Below are 18,408 nucleotides of genomic sequence, written 5' to 3'. Positions count from 1 at the left end.
GCGCCTTGGCCTTTCACGCCGTAGCAATAGAAAAGCCGCCCACGGGGCGGCTTTTTTCTTCTAGACGAGCGCCGGCAAACCTTCGACCAGCACGACCGCGAACACCACGCCGATCAGCGCGCCAAGCACGCGCAACGCGTTGTGCCGGAATTCCGTCTTGCAGGGAAGCGCACCGACAAACAAAGCCCCGGCCAGTGCCATCGGGATGACCAGGATGAAATCGCCGATCGTGAAGTAGGTCGTCATTCTCGTCTCCTTATGTATTACTGGCGAAGGCGGCGGCTCCATTGATGGAGTCATGCACCGCCCACGCTAGTTTTGAGTATAGGAGACAAGTCAGGTCGATATAGCGACGCTTTGCGGCGCTGCAGCGGCTTTTCGCAAGCCGCTGAACCCGGCGCGGCAAGGGCCGCCGCGATTGCCGCGACGCAGCAAATACGGCGCAAAAAATGTAGCGTGCGCTTACGTCGGCCTTACGTTTTGGGGCCGTTCAATGCGCGCTGGGTGGTTGGGCGAGCATCAGGTGCGAGGTTGCTCACGTCCGCGCAAGCGCATCGTTGCAACCAGGCCAATGAGCAGCAGCACACCCACCAACCCCGCGACACCGTTCCATCCGAAACCGGCCCACACGTGGCCGCCATATGAGCCGACCACGCTCGAACCGATGTAATACGCGAGCAGATACAGCGCGGCGGCCTGACCTTTTGCATCCTTGGCGAGGCGTCCCACCCAGCTGCTCGCCACCGAATGTCCGGCGAAGAAGCCGAACGTGACGCACGCGATGCCGGCCGCAATCGCCGCCAGCGGATGCAACATGGTGAGCGCGAGACCGAGCAGCATCAACAGCAGGCTGGCGGTGAGCACGCGAGCGCGGCCGAACGTATCGGCCATGCGTCCCGACCACGGCGAGGCGACCACGCCCGTCAGATACACGACGAAGATCGCGCCGATCTCCGTCTGATTCAATTGATAAGGCGCCGCGAGCAACCGGTAGCCGATGTAGTTGTACAGCGTGACGAAGCTGCCCATCAGCACGAAGCCGAGCAGAAACAGCAGAGCCAGTCCGGGTCGCGTGAATTGCTTGAGCAGGGCAGTGCGGTGATGCGTGAAGCCGAGTCCGCGCCGCGGCACGAAGTGGCGTGACGGTGGCAGCAGCGCGCGAAACGCGAGCATCGACAGAAGGCCGAGCACGCCGATCGTGCCGATCGCGACGCGCCACGAAAACAGATCCGCGACCACGCCGGTGATCACGCGTCCCGCCATCCCGCCGATCGCCGTGCCGCCGACATAGAGTCCCATCGCGAGGCCGAGGCCGTCGGGGTGCACTTCTTCCGCGAGATAGGCCATCGCGACGGCGGGCACGCCGCCGAGCGCAAGACCTTCGAGCGTGCGCAGCACGAGCAGTTGATGCCACTGCGGCGCGATCGACGCGCCGATGGTCAGCAGCGCGGAAAGGGTGAGCGACAGCGTCATCAGCGTGTGACGGCTCCAGCCTTCCGAGACGAAGCCGGCGACGAACACGGCGAGCGCGAGCGCTGCCGTGGTCAGCGAGAGCGACAGGCTGCTTTGTGCCGGCGTCACGTTGAACGCCGTCGAAAACGACGGCAGCAAGGGCTGCACGCAATAAAGAAGCGAGAACGTCGCGTAGCCGGCGAACAGCAGCGCGATGCTGGCGCGCCAGTACGCGCGTGTGCCGCGTTCGAGGTAAGGGATGTCGGGCACGGCGGAAGCGTTGGAAGAAGCGAGCGAAGAAGCGGGAGCAGCCGAAGTAGCAGTCCGGTGGGCATCCGGCGGCGGGGTCACGAAAAAATCTCCTCAGGGGTGCAAAGGACGCAAAGCAGTTAAGGATACGCTGTAAAGAACGCCCGGGTCGGCGGGGCGCACAGTCGGCCGCCGTTACAACGCGACCAGACGACGTGCTCGACGCCCTTTTTGCGGCATCGAAAAACGACGCCTACCCGTGCGCCGCCGCATCGCTCGCGGGTGCGGTCGGATGCACGATCTGCTCGTCTGTCGGCAGCGCGGACGCGTCCCAGCCGCCGCCGAGCGCCTTGATCAACGCCACGCTCGCCGCCATTCTTCGACGCGCGATCGACACGGCGTCGCGCTCGTTGGTGAGCGCGGTGGTTTGCGCGACCACCACGTCGAGATACGTGATCGCGCCGTTTTTATAGCGATTCGATACGACCGTGAGCGCACGCTGCGCGGCGTCCACCGCATCAGCCTGCGCGGTCGCTTCCTGTTCGAGCACGCGTAGCGCGGCGAGATTGTCCTCGATCTGGCCGAAGGCGGTCAGCACCGTCTGCCGGTACTGCGCGACGCTTTCGTCGTAGTGCGCAAGGGTCTGTTCCTTCACGGAGGCGCGTCCGCCGAAGTCGAGCAGCGTGCCCGCCAAGGTCGGCCCGAGCGACCACAACCGGCTCGGTGCCAGCAACCATTGACTGTAGTTGGTCGCTTCGAGGCCGCCCGTCACGGACAGAATGAGGTTTGGAAAAAACGCCGCCGTCGCCACGCCGATCTGCGCGTTCATATCGGCGACGTGCCGTTCCGCCGCCGCTATGTCCGGGCGGCGTTCGAGCAGCGCGGACGGCACGCCCGCCGCCGCCACGACCGGCACCGCGCTGAGCGGCGCAACCGGCAACGAAAGCGTGGAAGGCGGCTGGCCGATCAGGATCGCAATCGCGTGTTCGAGTTGCGCGCGCTGCACGCCAAGGTCGAGTGCTTGCGCCTGGGTCGTCTTCAGTTGCGTCTGCGCCTGCGCGACATCGGCGTCCGTGGCGATGCCGCCGGCGTAGCGGTGTTGCGTCAGATCAAGCGCTTGCCTGTAGGCCTCGAGCGTGCCGTCGAGTAGTTGGCGCTCCTGATCGAGTCCGCGCAATTCGAAATAGTCGGTGGCGAGTTCGGCCTGCATCGACAGGAGCGCGGCTTGCGCATCGGCGGCGCTGGCCTGCGCTTCGGCTTTTGCGCCTTCGACGCTGCGCGACACGCGGCCCCACAGGTCCGGTTCCCACGACGCGTCGGCTTGCACGAGGTAGTCGTTCAGCGTGAGGCCGGCGGTCGATTTGTGCAGCACGTTCTCCGACGAACGCGCGCGCGAATAGGCGCCGCTCGCGGTGACGACCGGGAAGAAGCTCGAGCGATATTGCGCCACGGTTGCGCGGGCGGCGCGAAAGCGCGCTTCGGCGGCCTGCACGTTCTGGTTCGCGCTCGCGACCTGCTGTTCGAGAGCGTCGAGCGACGGGTCCGCGTAGACGCTCCACCATGCGCCGCGTGTGAGTGTGTCGGCGGGTTGGGCGGGTTTCCAGCCGGTGCCGTCGAGTTCCTTGTAGGTTGCAGCAGTGGTGATGGTCGGCTTCACGTAGTCTGGGCCGACAGTGCAGGCGGTGAGTGCGCATGCGCCTGCTAATGCCAGGGCGGACGCGCGCAGCGAGACGTGGCGCGGCAGTGGCGCGACGAACCGGCGACGGGATGTCGGCGCGTTCATGACGACGCACCCGTCGGTTCAGCCGCTTTCGCCGGCACGATCCGCACCGGTGCGCCATCGACGATCGAGTCCTGCGGATTCAGGATCACCTGCTCATCGCCTTGCAAGCCGGACACGATCGCCACACGCGTGCCGAAGTCCGTGCCCAACGACACCGGCACGAGCTTTACCTTGTGTTGCGCGTCGACGGTCGCGACTTTCACACCGTCCGGGCGGAACAGCAGCGCGTTGCCGGGCAGCGTGAACGGCGCCGCGCCCGTGCCCAACGCGAAATGCACTTGCGCATATGCGCCCGGCAGCAAATCGCCATTACGGTTGTCGACATCGACTTCGACCAGCATCGTGCGTTGTTGCGGATCGACGGCGCCGGCGGTGCGCGCCACGGTGCCCGGATAATGTTTCGACGGCGTCTCGGTCAGCGTCAGAAACGCGGTCTGCTGCGCGCGAACCTGCTGCGCGTAGGATTGCGGCACATTCACATAGACGCGCAGGCGATCCGCCTGCGCGACATGAAACAGTTCCTTCGCTGGGCCACCGGAACTGCCCGCGTCGATCAGCGCGCCGACATCGACGTTGCGCGCCGTCACGATGCCGTCGAACGGCGCGTAGACCTTCTGGAACGACTGCGTCTTCTCGAGCCGCGCCACGTTGAAACGCGCGGCGTCGAGAGTGGCTTTCTTCGCGAGCATGTCGCCGACCTTCTCGTCGGTTTCCTGCTTCGAGACCGATTTGCTTTTCAGCATGTCGGTCCAGCGGTCGGCGGTGCTTTTGGCGAGCGCATAGTTGGCGTTGGCGTTCGCGAGATCGGCGCGAGCCGCGCGCAGTTGATCGTCCACTTCGGGCGTGTCGATCTCCGCCAGCAACTGGCCGTTCTTCACGTGCGCGCCGATGTCGGCGTACCACTTCTTCAGATAGCCGTTGGTGCGCGCGTAGATCGGTGTATCGAGAAAGGCCTGCACATTGCCGGGCAGCACGAGATCGAGTCCGGCAGACGACTTCTGCGGCCGCACGACCTCGACGCTCGTCTGGCTCGCATGCTCGGCATCGTGTTCGAGCGCCGCGTGCGCGTCGTGGCGCGACCAGATACCTTGTGCCGCCAAGGCGAGGACCGCCACGGCAACCGCGATCCCGATCCAGCGTGCGCGCTTTGCCTTTGCCGGATCGTGCGCGGCGCTGGAACTGTCTGGACGTTTTCCTTCCATCAAACTTCCCCTGTAAAGATGCGTGGGCAGTCGAAGCTGCCTCTTGTGTTACTTGCTCTTGCTGACACGATCGCGGTGGCGCTATACGTCATGGCTTCTGCACCACGTGCTCAGCCGCGCGCAAGCGACGTGCCGCGAGTCGCCGGTAGATCATCGAGAACACCACCGGGACGAAAATCAATGTGGCCAGCGTGCCGATCGTCAGGCCGCCGATCACCGCGCGCCCGAGCGGCGCATTCTGCTCGCCGCCTTCGCCGAGACCGATCGCCATCGGCACCATGCCGATCACCATCGCGAGCGCCGTCATCAGCACCGGACGAAAACGCGTGAAGCCCGCTTCGATCGCCGCGCGCGTGGCGTCGCCGTGTTCGAGCAACTGCTCGCGCGCGAAGCTGATGACGAGAATCGAGTTGGCGGTGGCAATGCCGATACACATGATCGCGCCCGTGAGCGCGGGAATCGACAGCGTGGTGTGCGTGAGAAACAGCATCCACACGATGCCCGCGAGCGCGCCCGGCAACGCGGTGATGATGATGAACGGATCGAGCCACGACTGGAAATTCACCACGATCAGCAGGTACACCAGCAGAATCGCGAACACGAGACCCGCGAATAGGCCCGAGAACGAATCGTTCATGGTCTGCACCTGGCCACGCATTTCGATGGTCGAGGTCTTGGGCAGATCGGCCTTGGCGTCGTCGATGATCTTGCTGATGTCGTCGGACACGCCGCCGAGATCGCGGCCGTCGGCGGTGCCGAATATATCGATGGTGGTCTGCGCGTTGTAGTGCGTGAGCGTCGCGTTGCCCGCTTCGCGCCTCATGCTGGCGAGCGAGCCGAGAATATTGCTGCGGCCGTTGGCGTTCAGCGGAATGTTGGCGAGCGATTGCAGCGAATCGATCGTGTATTGCGGCGCTTCGGTGATCACGTTGTAGCTCACGCCGTTGCGCGGATTGAGCCAGAACGTCGGCGTGGTTTGCTGGCTGCCGGACAGCGTGATCAGCAGATTGCTCGCGATGTCGCGTTGCGAGAAACCGGCTTGCTGCGCACGTGTACGGTCCACGTCGATAAAGATGCGCGGCAAATCCGCGGGTTGCTGGATGCGGGCGTCGACGAGACCCGGCACCGTGCGCAGCCGATTCAGCAGTTTCGCGGCGAACACGCGATTGCCGGCCACATCACGGCCGACGATCTGAATATCGATCGGCGACGGCATGCCGAAGTTGAGCGTTTGACTGACGATATCCGCGGGCAGGAAGGCGAACTGCACGCCGGGGAATTCGTCGGTGAGCGTGCGCCGCAGCGTGCGCACGTAGTCGGCGCTCGGGTGATGATCGGGATTGAGCGTGATCAGCACGTCCGCATCCGAAGTGCCGATCGTGCCGGTGTTGCTGTACGAGAGGTTGATGCCCGAAACCGGCAAGCCGATATTGTCGATGATCGAATGCAACTCGCCCGGCGGGATCGCCTGACGGATCCGCGTATCCACACGATCGGTCACTACCGCGGTTTCCTCCACCCGCATGCCGGTTTTCGCGCGCAGATGCAGCGCGATCGTGCCGGCGTCGACGGCTGGAAAAAAGTCGCGGCCGAGAAACGGCATCAGCAGCATCGACGCGCCACAGCAGGCCAGAAACAGCGTGACGAACAGACCCGGCCGCGCGACGCGCGCTTCGAGAAACACGCGATAGCGGTCGCGCAAACGCGAGAAGCCGCCTTCGAATGCATAGTGCACGCGCATGAACGGATTGCGCGTTTGCGCCGGCGCGTGGTGCGGATCCGCCGGCTTGTGGTGATAACGCAGCAGGTATTTCGCGAGCGTCGGCACGAGCGTTCGCGAGAAGAAGTAGGAGGCCAGCATCGCGAACACCACCGCCTCGGCGAGCGGGATGAACAGATAGTGCGCGACGCCCGTCAACAGAAACATCGGCACGAACACGATGCAGATGGACAAGGTCGACACCAGCGTCGGAATCGCAATCTGATGCGCGCCGTCGAGAATCGCCTGTTCGAGCGTCTTGCCCTGCTCCAGTTGATGGCTGATGTTTTCGATCGCCACGGTCGCATCGTCCACCAGAATGCCGACCGCCAGCGCGAGCCCGCCGAGCGTCATGATGTTGATGGTCTCGCCGAGCAGGGAGAGCGCGATGATCGAGGTGATCATCGACAGCGGAATCGACACGGCGATGATCAACGTGGCGCGCCAGTTGCCGAGAAACAGCAGAATCATCAGACCGGTCAGGCATGCCGCGATCAGCGCCTCGCGCAACACGCCTTGCACGGAAGCACGCACGAACAGCGACTGATCGGCAACGGGATCGATATTCAGCGAAGCGGGCACGAGATTGCGCAGCGTCGGCATCATCGTCTTGATGCGGTCGACGATTTCGAGCGTGGACGTATTGCCGCTCTTGTTGATGGTCAGCAGCGCGGCACGCTGGCCGTTGACGCGCACGATATTGGTTTGCGGCTGGAAACCGTCGCGCACATGAGCGACGTCGCGAATATAAACGGTGCCGTTGGCGGTGGATTTGATCGGAATATTGTTCAGGCCAGCCAGCGAATCCGGGCTGCCGTTCATTTGCACCGAGTATTCGGTCGAGCCGATTTTCGCGGTGCCCGAGGGCAGGATCAGATTTTGTGCGGTGACCGCGTTGACCACGTCCATCGGCGAAAGATTGCGCTCCTGCAGTTTGCGCGAATCGATATCGACCATGATTTGCCGCTGCTTGCCGCCGTACGGCAGCGGCGCGGACGCGCCGGGCACAGTGGCGAGCTGCGTCTTCAGGAAGTTGTTGCCGAAGTCGAATAGCTCCTGCTCGGTGAGCGAGGCGGACGACAGCGCGAGCCGCAGGATCGGCACCGTCGAAGCGTTGTAGCGCAGGATATTCGGCGGCGTGATGCCGGGCGGCAGCGAGCGCAATTGCGTTTGCGAAAGCGCGGTGACTTCGGCCAGCGCTTCATCGATATTCGCGTGCGGCTGGAAAAAGATCTTGACCACCGCGATGCCGTTCAGCGAGGTCGACTCGGTGTGCTCGATATCGTTGACCGCCGTGGACAGCCCACGCTCGTAGTTGAGCACGATGCGCTTTTCCATTTCGTCAGCGGGCAGGCCGTTATACGACCAGATCACCGAGAGCACTGGAATGTCGATATTGGGGAAGATGTCGGTGGGCGTGCGCAGGATCGTCAAAGGTCCGACGATCAGCAATAGCAGGGCCAGGACGACGAACGTATACGGGCGCCGTAGCGCGAGGCGAACGATCCACATGACTAGTTCGGCCGCTCAAAGCCGCACAAGGCGACGCCATAGACGTGGCGAACGTGAGAGGCGGGACGCGCGCCGCAGCAGCGCGCAAAGGCCGGCGTGGCGGTCAGGTCGAGCAAATGGTCTAGTTGGTGCACGTTTTTGATATCTCACCCCAGCAGGGTTTATGATGGTCTCGTTGCGACGCGTTACGCTCCGAATCATCGGTCCAGCCCGCCGTAATGGGAATAGGGCGAAACAAGGGTAAAGAGCCTTGATTCGCGCTTTCCTCGGCCCCGCAAAACGGGAACAATGACTCGAACCTCTCACGCGTCCCGCGCGCGGCAGATTGGGTGCGTACGCAACGTTATCGGCGTAGCGACGCTTTTATCATCACCTTGACCGGCGTGAAATCATAAAGCCGGCTATGGGAGAACGGGGAAACATCATGCAAATCGGTTCCATTGTCCGATCGGTCCATATCGCCGTGCCGCAAGGCGCGCGCGGGATCGTCATGCGCATTCTCGGCGACATGGCCATGGTGGCGTGGTATGCCGGCGAGCCCGGCGCTTCGCCGCACCTGAACACTGAACCCTTTTTCCTTGAAGACCTGATCGATACGGGCGAGATGGTGCGACCGTCGAGCGCGCAGATGCATTGAACGCAGTTTGAATGCAAGGCGTGTGCAAGTTGTAAGCGTCGGTGGTTCCGCGTTGTGAGCCTTCGCCCTCGTCTTTGACGGCCGCGCGGCGCACAATGCGGGCATGAACGACGACATCCTCGATCCACAGGACAGCGCGAACAGCGCTGTGCCTTTCGCCCGGCTCAAGCCGGAAATCGTGCTCGACGCGCTCGACAGCGCGCTCAGCACAATCGGCGTGCGCACTGACGGCCGCATGCTGCCGCTCAACAGCTACGAGAATCGCGTGTACCAGGTGGGCGTGGAAGACGGCCCGCCCGTGGTCGCAAAGTTCTACCGTCCCGAGCGCTGGAGCGACGCCGCCATTCTCGAAGAACACGCTTTCGTTGCCGATCTCGCCGCGCGTGAGATTCCGGCCGTGCCCGCGCGTGTCCTCGAGGGCCGCACGCTGCATACCTTCGACGGCTTCCGCTTCTCCATCTTCGAGCGTCGCGGTGGCCGCGCGCCGGATCTCGACCGGCGCGACACGCTCGAATGGCTTGGGCGTTTCATCGGCTGCATCCATGCGGTCGGACAGACGCAGAACTACACCGAACGTCCCACACTCGATATCCACACCTTCGGCTACGAACCGCGCGACTTTCTGCTCGCCCACCGTTTCGTGCCGGAAGACTTGCGCACCGCGTGGGAAACCGTGGTGAACCTTGCGCTCGAAGGTGTGGAGCGCGCGTTTGAACGGGCCGGCGACATCCGCATGTTGCGCATGCATGGCGACTGCCATCCGAGCAATGTGTTGTGGACCGACGCGGGGCCGCATTTCGTCGATTTCGACGACAGCCGCATGGGACCGGCGGTGCAGGACTTGTGGCTGTTGCTGCCTGGCGAGCGTGTGGAAGCATCGCGCGCGCTGGCGGATCTGCTCGCCGGCTACGAAGACTTCTGCGACTTCGAGCCGCGCGAACTCTATCTGGTCGAAGCGCTGCGCACGCTGCGGCTGATTCACTATCAGGCGTGGCTCGCACGTCGCTGGGACGATCCGGCATTCCCCGCGGCGTTTCCGTGGTTCAACACGCAGCGTTACTGGGAAGACCGCATCCTCGAGTTGCGCGAGCAGCTTGGCGCGATGCAGGAAGGGCCGCTCTGGCCCGTTTGAGTGCGTCCTGATTGAAGGATGCGCTCTCTGAAGCAGGCGCTCATGGCGCCTGCGAAGCAACGCTAGACGGCTCCACCAGCGTCGATCTGACGATCACTTCCGCACGCACGTCGCGCCCGATCGCTTCGATCGCGGGACGCATCTGCGCGAAATCGTCGGGCGTGCAGACGTCGCTGTCGAAATGCGTGGTGCCGTCGCGCGTCATCGCGACAACGTTGCTGAGCGGATCGAACGTGTATTGCGACTGGAAATCGACGAAGCGATCCTGGGTTCGTTTCGCGTCCGGCATGTCGAGCACGCGGAAATTGGCCGGCAGTTTGGCGGGAACGCTCGCGCCCGCGCCGTGGATGCCGGCAAGCCAGCCGAAAGAGGCAAGACAGACCAGGAAAGAGAGGCGCATGGCAGGCTGGTATCCGAACGTAACGTTGACGGGATCGCCAGTTAGAGTCGGTTTGCGCCGCGCGGATGTCAAGCGCATGCCGCGCGTTGCGCTTGAACAAATCTCAAACGCTGCAAGCCGTCCCGCCGGAAGCCGCAACCTCGCGCGCAGCCTTGGCGCCTTCGACCTGAAGCAAGGTCGGCAGCGAAACGCCGTTCTTGGCCGCCGTCACCTCGGCAAGAATCGACACCGCGATTTCCGGCGGCGTGCGGCTGCCGATGTAAATCCCGACCGGTCCATGCAAGCGGGCCAACTCGGTATCGTTCAGATCGAACTCCTTGAGACGTTCGCGCCGTGCCTGATTATTCCTTCGCGAGCCCAGCGCGCCGACATAAAACGCCGGTGTCTTCAGCGCTTCCATCAGCGCGAGATCGTCGAGTTTCGGGTCATGCGTCAGGGCGATTACCGCGCAGCGTTCGTCGAGCTTCATCTCGATCACCGTGTCGTCGGGCATGGTGCGCACGATCTTCGTGCCGGGAATGTTCCACTCCTCGGTGTACTCCTCGCGCGGATCGCACACGGTGACCTGATAATCGAGCCCGACCGCGATATGGCACAGATAGCGCGACAACTGCCCCGCGCCGATCACCAGCATTCGGTAACGCGGACCGTGAATCGTCAGTAGACGCTCGCCGTCGAAATGCACGCCGTCGGTTGCCTGCGCGTCTTCAAGCTGCGTCGCGCCCGTCGACATATTCACTTCGCGCGCCACAAGGCGGCCGTTTTCCACTGCGTTGCACAGTTCGGCAATGCCGCTTTGCAGCGTCAACGGTTCGAGCACGAGCTGGATCGTGCCGCCGCATGGCAAGCCGAAGCGATGCGCTTCCTCCGCCGTGATGCCGTATTTGACCGCTTCCGGCTGCGTCTGCTCGATACCCCGCTGCCGCACACGGTCGATCAGATCGTCTTCGATGCAGCCGCCCGATACCGAGCCCACCACGAGTCCATCGTCGCGTACCGCGAGCATTGCGCCCTCGGGACGCGGCGACGAGCCCCACGTCTTCACCACCGTTACCAGTAGCGCGCGATGTCCTTCTTCCAGCCAGCGTGCGCTGGACTTCAGGACTTCGAGATCCACGCTGTCCATGATTTCTTCCTTTTCGTTGCGTCGCCGCCGGACTCGCCGTCCGCGGCCTCATTCGATGCTGTATTGTGCGGCAACGCGTGATCCGCTGCATTCTCCCCCGCGTCCGGAGCCGCCGCGCCTTCACTGCCGCCTACCTGGGCGCCGAAGCGCTTGAAGAATTCGCCTGCAATTTTACGCGCCGCGCCGTCGACGAGCCGCGAGCCGATCTGCGCGAGCTTGCCGCCGACCTGCGCGCTCGCCGTGTAGCTGAGCTTCGTGGCGGCCTCGCCGTCGGCTTCGAGCGAAACGTGCGCGTTGCCTTTGGCGAAGCCCGCGGCGCCCCCTTGGCCTTCGAACACGATGCTGTACGAGTTCGGCGCCTCGATGTCGGTGAGTTGCATGCGCCCCTTGAAGCGTGCCTTGACCGGGCCGACTGCGGCGCTCAGCGCCACCACATAGGCATTCTCGCCGTCCGGGTCGATGCTTTCGCAGCCCGGAATGCAGGCGCGCAGAATCTCCGTGTCGTTCAGCGCGTCCCATGTGCGTTGCTGCGAAACGGGTAGCGTATGGGTTTCGGTCAATTCCATGATGTCGCTCCTGCGGTGCCCGTAACGCCGGCGCTGCGACGCGGCGCGCGCGTGAGTTGCGCGAGGTCGCGGCCGAACGCCGTCAGGCTGTCTAGATTATGAACCGGACGATGCGCGTCGACGTAGGGCAGGATCGCCTGCACGCCGCGCGCTTTCGGAGAAAAGCCGCTGAAACGCAGCAGCGGATTGAGCCACACGATGCGATATGCGAAGCGGTGCAGCCGGGCCATCTCGGTGTCGAGCACATGGATCGCTTCGTGATCGAGGCCGTCGGTCACGAGGAGCACCGTGGCGCGGCCAGTCAGCACGCGCCGCGCCCAGCGGCGGTTGAATTCGGCGAGCGCCGCGCCGATCCGCGTGCCGCCCGACCAGTCGACCACCTGCTCGGTGAGCGTCGCGATCGCCACGTCGGGATCGCGTTCGCGCAGCGCGCGCGTCGCGTTGGTGAGGCGCGTGCCGAACAGAAACACCTGCAAGCGCTCGCGCGACTGCAGCAACGCATGGCAGAAATACAGCACCGCGCGCGAATAGCTGCTCATCGAACCGGAGATGTCGAGCAGCAGCACGAGCGGCGGCTTGCGCTCGACCACCGCGCGATATTTCCACACCGTCCAGTCGCCGCCCGCGCGCACCGCGTGGCGGGCGCTCGCGCGCAAGTCCGCATGCGTGCCGTGCGAAGCGGCTTTCAGGCGACGCGTCGGTTCGGTGGCGAGCGGCAGACGCTGGCCGCGAATCAGATGACGCAAGGTGCGCCATTCGTCGGCGGAAAGGGTGTCGAAATCGCGATGGCGTAAGCGTTCTTCCGCGCTGAAGGTGACGTGCGCGTGCAGTTCGTGCTGCTCGGTTTCCTGCGGCGCTTTGCCGTTCGGCGAGTTCGGCGCGCGTACGGCCAACGCGTCGGCGAGACGGTTATTGCGTTTGGGAGGCGGCAGGCCGTCGCGGACTTTCGGCAGAAGCAGCGCGCGCAGTTTGCCTTCCCAATCGGGATCGCGCCAGAACAGATCGAACGCGGCGTTGAACAGATCGCGTTCGTCGGGCGCGGACACCAGTGACGCGGCGAGGGCGGCGCGCACGTCGTCGCGGCGTCCCAGATCGATCCAGTGCAAAGCGGCGAGCGCATCGACGGCTTGCGCGGGCGACATCGGCAAACCGGCGCCGCGCAGCACGCGCACGAAATGGACGACGTTGCGGGCGAGCGTGGGTGTGTCGTCGAGTGGCGAGGTGGCAGTCTCGCCAGATGAGGACGGCGCCACACCGTGTTTACCGGGCAGCCCAATGCGCGAGAAATCGCCTGCAGCGCCGCTGTTGCCGGCGTCAAGCCGTGAGCCATGGCCCGAGGCGTCGCTGTTGCCCGCGTCGATTGAGTTCGTCATGCTGGCTATCCAGGCGCGGCGAGACACTGCGCGATTTGCGCGGCGTCGACGCGCGTCAGATCGTCCTGATACTTGAGCAGCACGCCAAGCGTGTTGTGTACCGATTGCGGATCGAGTTCCGTCACCGACAACGCTTCCAGCGCGCGGCACCAGTCGATCGTCTCGGCGATGCCGGGCGCCTTGAACAGATCCATGCCACGCAGCCGATGAACGAAATCGACCGCGCGCCGCTGCAATTCCGCCGACGTTTGCGGCGCGCGAGCAGCGACGATTTCGAGCTCGCGATCGCGCTCGGGATAGCCGATCCATTGATACAGGCAACGGCGCTTCAAGGCGTCGTGCACTTCGCGCGTGCGGTTGGAGGTCATCACGACGAGCGGCGGTTGCGCCGCGCGGACCGTGCCGTATTCGGGAATCGATACCTGAAAGTCCGAAAGCAGTTCCAGCAGAAAGGCTTCGAACGGCTCGTCGGCGCGGTCGATCTCGTCGATCAGCAACACGCGCCGTGCGCCGGGATGATTTTCGTCCGGCATCAGCGCTTGCAGCAACGGACGCTTCAGCAGAAATTCCCCGCGATACAAGGTGTCGTTGTCGGGACGTTCGCCCGCCGCTTCGGCAAGACGCAGCGCCATGATCTGCCGCGGATAGTCCCATTCGTAAAGCGCGCTTGCCGTGTCGAGACCTTCATAACATTGCAGGCGCAACATCGAGGTGCCGAGCATGCCCGCCGCGGCCTTGGCGAGCTCGGTCTTGCCAACGCCCGGCTCGCCTTCGACAAACAACGGCCGCTCCATGCGCAGCGCGAGATACAGCGCGGTCGCCAGCTCGCGGCTGGCGAAATAGCTTTGGCCGGCGAGTTGAGAGAGGGTGTCGTCGATTGAAGCGGGCTGCATGGTGCTCCCGAATCTGCGCGATGAAGCTGAAGCGACGCCAACGAAGTGAAGCGGCCTTGGCGTACGTGGGCGAATGCGGCTGATGTGCCCGTGCTAGCACAGGCGACACCAGCCGCGAACAGCGAGGAAAAGCTAAACGTTCGCCTTCGTCACCGCGCGCGCGGCCAGCACCGGAATCAGATGCGCGCGGTATTCGGCGCTCGCGTGCATGTCGGTGTTCAGGTCGGCAGCCGACACCGTCACACTGCGTGCGGCCTCGGGCGCGAAGTTCGCCGACAGCGCGCTTTCCAGTTCCGGCACACGAAACACCGATGCCGCCGCGCCCGTCACCGCCACGCGCACACCGCTCGCGAACTTCGCGACGAACACGCCGACCAACGCAAAGTGCGAAGCGGGATTGCGGAATTTCTCGTACGCCGCGCGCTCGGGTACTGGAAACTCCACGGCCACGATTAGCTCATCGGGCTCCAACGCCGTCTCATACATGCCGACGAAGAAGTCGCTCGATGCAATGCGCCGCCGGTCCGTGACGATGGTCGCGTCTAACGCCATTGCCGCGGCCGGATAACACGCGGCCGGGTCATTGTTGGCAAGCGAACCGCCTATCGTGCCGAGCGCGCGCACCTGGCGATCGCCGATGTGCGCGGCGAGATCCGCGAGCCCCGGCGATACACGCCGCAGTTCCGCGTGATCCGCGACGTCGGCGTGACATACGGCGGCGCCGATCGTCACCGTTTTGGCGTCGACGGTGATCGCTTTGAGCGCGGGAATTCGCGTCACGTCGATCAGCCGCGACGGCTGGGCGAGGCGCAGCCGCATGGTGGGCAACAGGCTCTGGCCGCCGGCCAGAAACTTCGCGTCGCTGTCGGCGGTGAGGCTGGCGGCGGCCGCTTTGGGATCCGTCGCGCGTTGATACTCGAATGAATACATGTCGAATGCTCCGCTCAGGATCTCAATGGGGTTGCTTGGCTGCGTGAATCGCCGACCACACGCGATGCGGCGTCGCCGGCATTTGCAGGTCGGTCACGCCGAGCGGCGCCAGCGCGTCGAGGATCGCGTTGATCACCGCCGGCGGCGAGCCGATCGCGCCCGCTTCGCCGCAGCCTTTCACGCCGAGCGGATTGTGCGTGCACGGCGTGCCCTTGACAGTTTCGACGGTGAAGTTAGGCAGATCCGACGCATGCGGCATCGCGTAGTCCATGTACGAGCCGGACAGCAACTGGCCGCTCTCGTTGTCGTACACGCAGCGCTCCAGCATGGCCTGGCCGATGCCCTGCGCGAGCCCGCCGTGCACCTGTCCTTCGACGATCATCGGATTGATCACGTTGCCGAAATCGTCGACGGCGGTGAACTGCTGGATCCGGCAGACGCCTGTCTCCGGGTCGACTTCGATTTCGCAGATGTACGCGCCGGATGGATAGGTGAAGTTGGTCGGATCGTAGAACGCGCTTTCTTCGAGACCCGGTTCGAGTACATCGAGCGGATAGTTGTGAGGCACGTAGGCGGCGAGCGAGATGTCCGCGAACGCCTTGGTGCGATCCGTGCCCGCGACGCGGAACACGCCGTCCTTGAACTCGATGTCTTCCGCCGCGGCTTCGAGCAGATGCGCGGCGATCTTCTTGGCCTTGGTTTCGATCTTGTCGAGCGCCTTCATGATCGCCGAGCCGCCGACCGCAATCGAGCGCGAGCCATACGTGCCCATGCCGAACGGAATACGGCCGGTGTCGCCGTGGACGATTTCCACGCTGTCCAGCGCGATGCCGAGCCGGTCGGCCACCACTTGTGCGAAGGTGGTTTCGTGTCCCTGGCCGTGACTATGCGAACCCGTGAACACGGTGACCGACCCGGTGGGATGCACGCGAATCTGACCGACTTCGAACAGGCCGGCCCGCGCGCCCAACGCGCCCGCTATATTCGATGGCGCGAGACCACACGCTTCGATATAGCAGGAGTAGCCGAGGCCACGAAGTTTGCCGTTCTTTTCCGATGCCTGTCGGCGCGCTTCGAAGCCTTTGACATCCGCGAGCTCGAGCGAGCGGGCGAGGACCGTCTCGTAGTCGCCGGTGTCGTAGGTGAGGCCGACCGGCGTCGCGTACGGAAACTCGCGGATGAAATTGCGGCGGCGAATCTCCGCCGGATCGAGCTTCATCTCGCGAGCGGCGGTTTCCACCAGGCGCTCGACGACGTAGGTCGCTTCGGGGCGCCCCGCGCCGCGATAGGCGTCCACCGGAACGGTGTTGGTGAAGACCGCTTTCACTTCCGCGTAGATCGCAGGCGTGGCGTACTGGCCGGCGAGCAGCGTGGCGTACAGAATGGTCGGCACGCTCGACGCGAATGTGGACAGATACGCGCCCATGTTCGCGGTGGTGTGGATGCGCATGCCGAGGAACTTGCCGTCCGCGTCCATGGCCAGTTCGGCCTTGGTCACGTGATCGCGGCCGTGCGCGTCCGAGACGAACGCTTCCGAGCGCTCGGCCGTCCACTTCACCGGACGGCGGATTTTCTTCGACGCCCACGTCAGCGCGACGTCTTCGGCGTACAGGAAAATCTTCGAGCCGAAGCCGCCGCCGACGTCCGGCGCGATCACGCGCAGTTTCGATTCCGGCAGCGACAGCACGAACGCGGCCATCAGCAGGCGCTCCACGTGCGGATTCTGATTCGCGACGTAGACCGTATAGCTGTCGTCCTGCGCCGAATAGCTCGCGTTGACCGCGCGCGGTTCGATCGCGTTCGGGATCAGGCGGTTGTTGACGATATCGAGCGTGGTGACGTGCGCGGCTTTGGCGAAGGCGGCGTCGGTGGCGGCTTTGTCGCCGTGGCCCCAGTTGTAGCAGATGTTGTCGGGCACTTCGTCGTGCACGGCGGGCTGGCCGGCGTCGGCTGCATGGGCGGTGTCGACCACGGCCGGCAGCACGTCGTAATCGACTTCGATCAATTCGGCGGCATCTTTCGCGGCCTTGATCGAATCGGCGATCACGAGCGCGACCTGATCGCCGACGTGACGTACTTTCGTATGCGCGATGATCGGGTGCGGCGGCTCGTTCATCGGTTTGCCGTCGGTGCTGTGAATCAGCCAGCCGCACGGCAGCCCGCCGACGTTGTCAGCCGCCATGTCCGCGCCGGTGAAGATCGCGACCACGCCGGGCGACTGTTTGGCCGCGGCGGTGTCGATGCTGTTGATCTTCGCGTGTGCGTGAGGCGAGCGGAGGAACACCGCGTAGGTTTGTTGGGGCAGGACGATGTCGTCCGTGTATTGGCCGTTGCCAGTGAGGAAACGATAGTCTTCCTTACGTTCGACGGAAGCGCCAATCAGGTGAGTGTCGGGTGCGTTCATCGTCGGCTCCTCAGGCGGTGGCCGGTGCGTTGGCTTGCGCGTTGGCATTCGCCGAGCCGGCGGACTTCATGCCTTCGGCGCCTTCGAGCACTGCTTTGACGATGTTGTGATAACCCGTACAGCGGCACAGATTGCCGTCGAGTTGGGCGCGCACGTCGTCGCCGGTGAGATCCGGTTGACGCTGGACGAGTGAGACCGCGCTCATCACCATGCCGGGCGTGCAGAAGCCGCACTGCAGGCCGTGGCAGTGTTTGAAGGCCGTCTGCATGGGGTGGAGTGCGCCGTCTTTGGCGAGCCCTTCGATGGTGGTGATTTCGGCGCCTTCCGCTTGTACGGCGAGGATGTTGCAGGATTTGATCGCGCGTCCGTTCAGGTGGATCGTGCATGCGCCGCATTGGGCTGTGTCGCAGCCGATGTGAGTGCCTGTGAGACGCAACTGATCTCGAAGGAACTGGACAAGCAGGGTGCCAGGGTCGATTGAGGCGCTGATGGGCGCGCCGTTCACCGTCAGACTGATGCTGATCGCCATGAAGTTGTCTCCTTATGGGGTGAGACCGGACCTTTTGTTTTTTCTTCCGCTGCCTTTTCGTAGGGTCCGATTAGGGTGCTTCGGTTTTTTATAAGGCTGCCGAAAAGTAAAGCACAAATCGGGCTGGCACGCTATGAGGGGTTTTTTGCGCGGGGCGCCGCTCCCTCCTGGCTTCTTCCGCGCATCGAGGCTTTTTAGCGCCTGACAATCATATTGGAAAGTAATTTGAAAGAATTGGCCGAATCGGATCGCGTTCTTTCTGCCAGCGGCCGATTTGCCATCGGATTGACACGATGTTTTTCCAGATAGTTACCCTTGGAGAAGCACCGGATAAATATCTAACCGATTGATTTATAAGAAACAAAACACATAAGACATAAAGGGGTGGAAGTTTCGGCAACTTCTCTAAAGATTTGGTAATGGTTGGCCGATAACAAGTCTGAGCCAGGCGGCGGTCTGGA

15 protein-coding genes are annotated in these 18,408 nt (G+C 63.8%); 2 read left to right on the top strand and 13 right to left on the bottom strand.

Going from position 1 to position 18,408, the window contains the following annotated elements; all coding sequences use genetic code 11:
* Positions 1-60: 60 nt before the first annotated feature.
* From RI103_RS18590 to RI103_RS18570, 5 genes are all read right to left on the bottom strand, one after another.
* On the bottom strand, positions 61-246 hold the full coding sequence (locus RI103_RS18590; protein ID WP_007179669.1) for a hypothetical protein: 186 nt from the start codon (positions 244-246) through the stop codon (positions 61-63).
* A gap of 273 nt (positions 247-519) precedes the next feature.
* Positions 520-1,803, bottom strand: coding sequence for an MFS transporter (locus tag RI103_RS18585; RefSeq protein ID WP_310813362.1), 1,284 nt, complete (start codon positions 1,801-1,803; stop codon positions 520-522).
* A gap of 151 nt (positions 1,804-1,954) precedes the next feature.
* Positions 1,955-3,484, bottom strand: coding sequence for an efflux transporter outer membrane subunit (locus RI103_RS18580; protein WP_310813361.1), 1,530 nt, complete (start codon positions 3,482-3,484; stop codon positions 1,955-1,957).
* Positions 3,481-4,686: an efflux RND transporter periplasmic adaptor subunit gene (locus RI103_RS18575; protein ID WP_310813360.1), complete on the bottom strand. Its 1,206-nt coding sequence runs from the start codon at positions 4,684-4,686 to the stop codon at positions 3,481-3,483. Before RI103_RS18575 ends, RI103_RS18580 begins: the two co-directional genes overlap by 4 nt.
* A gap of 88 nt (positions 4,687-4,774) precedes the next feature.
* The gene (locus RI103_RS18570) at positions 4,775-7,957 is read right to left on the bottom strand and encodes an efflux RND transporter permease subunit (protein WP_310813359.1); all 3,183 of its coding nucleotides are present in this window, start codon (positions 7,955-7,957) and stop codon (positions 4,775-4,777) included.
* Between the two features lie 424 nt (positions 7,958-8,381).
* Between RI103_RS18570 and RI103_RS18565 the strand changes: the two genes are divergently transcribed.
* Together RI103_RS18565 and RI103_RS18560 are read left to right on the top strand one after the other, a co-directional pair.
* Positions 8,382-8,594 (top strand): hypothetical protein, encoded by a 213-nt coding sequence (locus RI103_RS18565; protein ID WP_310813358.1) that lies wholly within the window; start codon positions 8,382-8,384, stop codon positions 8,592-8,594.
* Positions 8,595-8,697: 103 nt separating this feature from the next.
* Complete coding sequence (locus tag RI103_RS18560) at positions 8,698-9,726, top strand: serine/threonine protein kinase (protein WP_310813357.1); 1,029 nt, start codon at positions 8,698-8,700, stop codon at positions 9,724-9,726.
* A 40-nt stretch (positions 9,727-9,766) separates the two neighbouring features.
* Here the strand turns inward: RI103_RS18560 and RI103_RS18555 are convergent, their stop codons facing one another.
* The 8 genes from RI103_RS18555 to RI103_RS18520 all read right to left on the bottom strand — a co-directional run bounded on the left by RI103_RS18555 (position 9,767) and on the right by RI103_RS18520 (position 17,947).
* Positions 9,767-10,126, bottom strand: a complete 360-nt coding sequence (locus RI103_RS18555; protein WP_310813356.1) for a hypothetical protein — start codon at positions 10,124-10,126, stop codon at positions 9,767-9,769.
* 103 nt (positions 10,127-10,229) lie between these two features.
* Positions 10,230-11,252 carry an XdhC family protein gene (locus RI103_RS18550; RefSeq protein ID WP_310813355.1) on the bottom strand — a complete coding sequence of 341 codons (1,023 nt, stop codon included), beginning with the start codon at positions 11,250-11,252 and terminating at the stop codon, positions 10,230-10,232.
* The gene (locus tag RI103_RS18545; RefSeq protein ID WP_310813354.1) at positions 11,225-11,818 is read right to left on the bottom strand and encodes a carbon monoxide dehydrogenase subunit G; all 594 of its coding nucleotides are present in this window, start codon (positions 11,816-11,818) and stop codon (positions 11,225-11,227) included. The genes RI103_RS18550 and RI103_RS18545 overlap by 28 nt, the downstream gene beginning before the upstream one ends.
* Positions 11,809-13,191, bottom strand: coding sequence for a VWA domain-containing protein (locus tag RI103_RS18540; protein ID WP_310813353.1), 1,383 nt, complete (start codon positions 13,189-13,191; stop codon positions 11,809-11,811). Before RI103_RS18540 ends, RI103_RS18545 begins: the two co-directional genes overlap by 10 nt.
* Positions 13,192-13,196: 5 nt before the next feature.
* The gene (locus tag RI103_RS18535) at positions 13,197-14,084 is read right to left on the bottom strand and encodes a MoxR family ATPase (protein ID WP_310813352.1); all 888 of its coding nucleotides are present in this window, start codon (positions 14,082-14,084) and stop codon (positions 13,197-13,199) included.
* Positions 14,085-14,216: 132 nt separating this feature from the next.
* Complete coding sequence (locus tag RI103_RS18530) at positions 14,217-15,014, bottom strand: xanthine dehydrogenase family protein subunit M (RefSeq protein ID WP_310813351.1); 798 nt, start codon at positions 15,012-15,014, stop codon at positions 14,217-14,219.
* A 22-nt stretch (positions 15,015-15,036) separates the two neighbouring features.
* Positions 15,037-17,418 (bottom strand): xanthine dehydrogenase family protein molybdopterin-binding subunit, encoded by a 2,382-nt coding sequence (locus RI103_RS18525; RefSeq protein ID WP_310813350.1) that lies wholly within the window; start codon positions 17,416-17,418, stop codon positions 15,037-15,039.
* A 10-nt stretch (positions 17,419-17,428) separates the two neighbouring features.
* The gene (locus RI103_RS18520) at positions 17,429-17,947 is read right to left on the bottom strand and encodes a 2Fe-2S iron-sulfur cluster-binding protein (RefSeq protein ID WP_310813349.1); all 519 of its coding nucleotides are present in this window, start codon (positions 17,945-17,947) and stop codon (positions 17,429-17,431) included.
* Positions 17,948-18,408 lie beyond the last annotated feature (461 nt).

The sequence above is a fragment of the Paraburkholderia sp. FT54 genome, assembly GCF_031585635.1.
Lineage (GTDB): Bacteria > Pseudomonadota > Gammaproteobacteria > Burkholderiales > Burkholderiaceae > Paraburkholderia.
Note: the sequence above shows the minus strand (reverse complement) of the source record. Positions and strands in the feature narration are given on the sequence as shown.

Excerpts from the sequence above, each read along its gene's own strand:
- RI103_RS18590 (WP_007179669.1), bottom strand. The coding sequence starts at position 246 with ATGACGACCTACTTCACGATCGGCGATTTCATCCTGGTCATCCCGATG.
- RI103_RS18580 (WP_310813361.1), bottom strand. The coding sequence starts at position 3,484 with ATGAACGCGCCGACATCCCGTCGCCGGTTCGTCGCGCCACTGCCGCGC.
- RI103_RS18575 (WP_310813360.1), bottom strand. The coding sequence starts at position 4,686 with ATGGAAGGAAAACGTCCAGACAGTTCCAGCGCCGCGCACGATCCGGCA.
- RI103_RS18570 (WP_310813359.1), bottom strand. The coding sequence starts at position 7,957 with ATGTGGATCGTTCGCCTCGCGCTACGGCGCCCGTATACGTTCGTCGTC.
- RI103_RS18565 (WP_310813358.1), top strand. The coding sequence starts at position 8,382 with ATGCAAATCGGTTCCATTGTCCGATCGGTCCATATCGCCGTGCCGCAA.
- RI103_RS18560 (WP_310813357.1), top strand. The coding sequence starts at position 8,698 with ATGAACGACGACATCCTCGATCCACAGGACAGCGCGAACAGCGCTGTG.
- RI103_RS18555 (WP_310813356.1), bottom strand. The coding sequence starts at position 10,126 with ATGCGCCTCTCTTTCCTGGTCTGTCTTGCCTCTTTCGGCTGGCTTGCC.
- RI103_RS18550 (WP_310813355.1), bottom strand. The coding sequence starts at position 11,252 with ATGGACAGCGTGGATCTCGAAGTCCTGAAGTCCAGCGCACGCTGGCTG.
- RI103_RS18545 (WP_310813354.1), bottom strand. The coding sequence starts at position 11,818 with ATGGAATTGACCGAAACCCATACGCTACCCGTTTCGCAGCAACGCACA.
- RI103_RS18540 (WP_310813353.1), bottom strand. The coding sequence starts at position 13,191 with ATGACGAACTCAATCGACGCGGGCAACAGCGACGCCTCGGGCCATGGC.
- RI103_RS18535 (WP_310813352.1), bottom strand. The coding sequence starts at position 14,084 with ATGCAGCCCGCTTCAATCGACGACACCCTCTCTCAACTCGCCGGCCAA.
- RI103_RS18530 (WP_310813351.1), bottom strand. The coding sequence starts at position 15,014 with ATGTATTCATTCGAGTATCAACGCGCGACGGATCCCAAAGCGGCCGCC.
- RI103_RS18525 (WP_310813350.1), bottom strand. The coding sequence starts at position 17,418 with ATGAACGCACCCGACACTCACCTGATTGGCGCTTCCGTCGAACGTAAG.
- RI103_RS18520 (WP_310813349.1), bottom strand. The coding sequence starts at position 17,947 with ATGGCGATCAGCATCAGTCTGACGGTGAACGGCGCGCCCATCAGCGCC.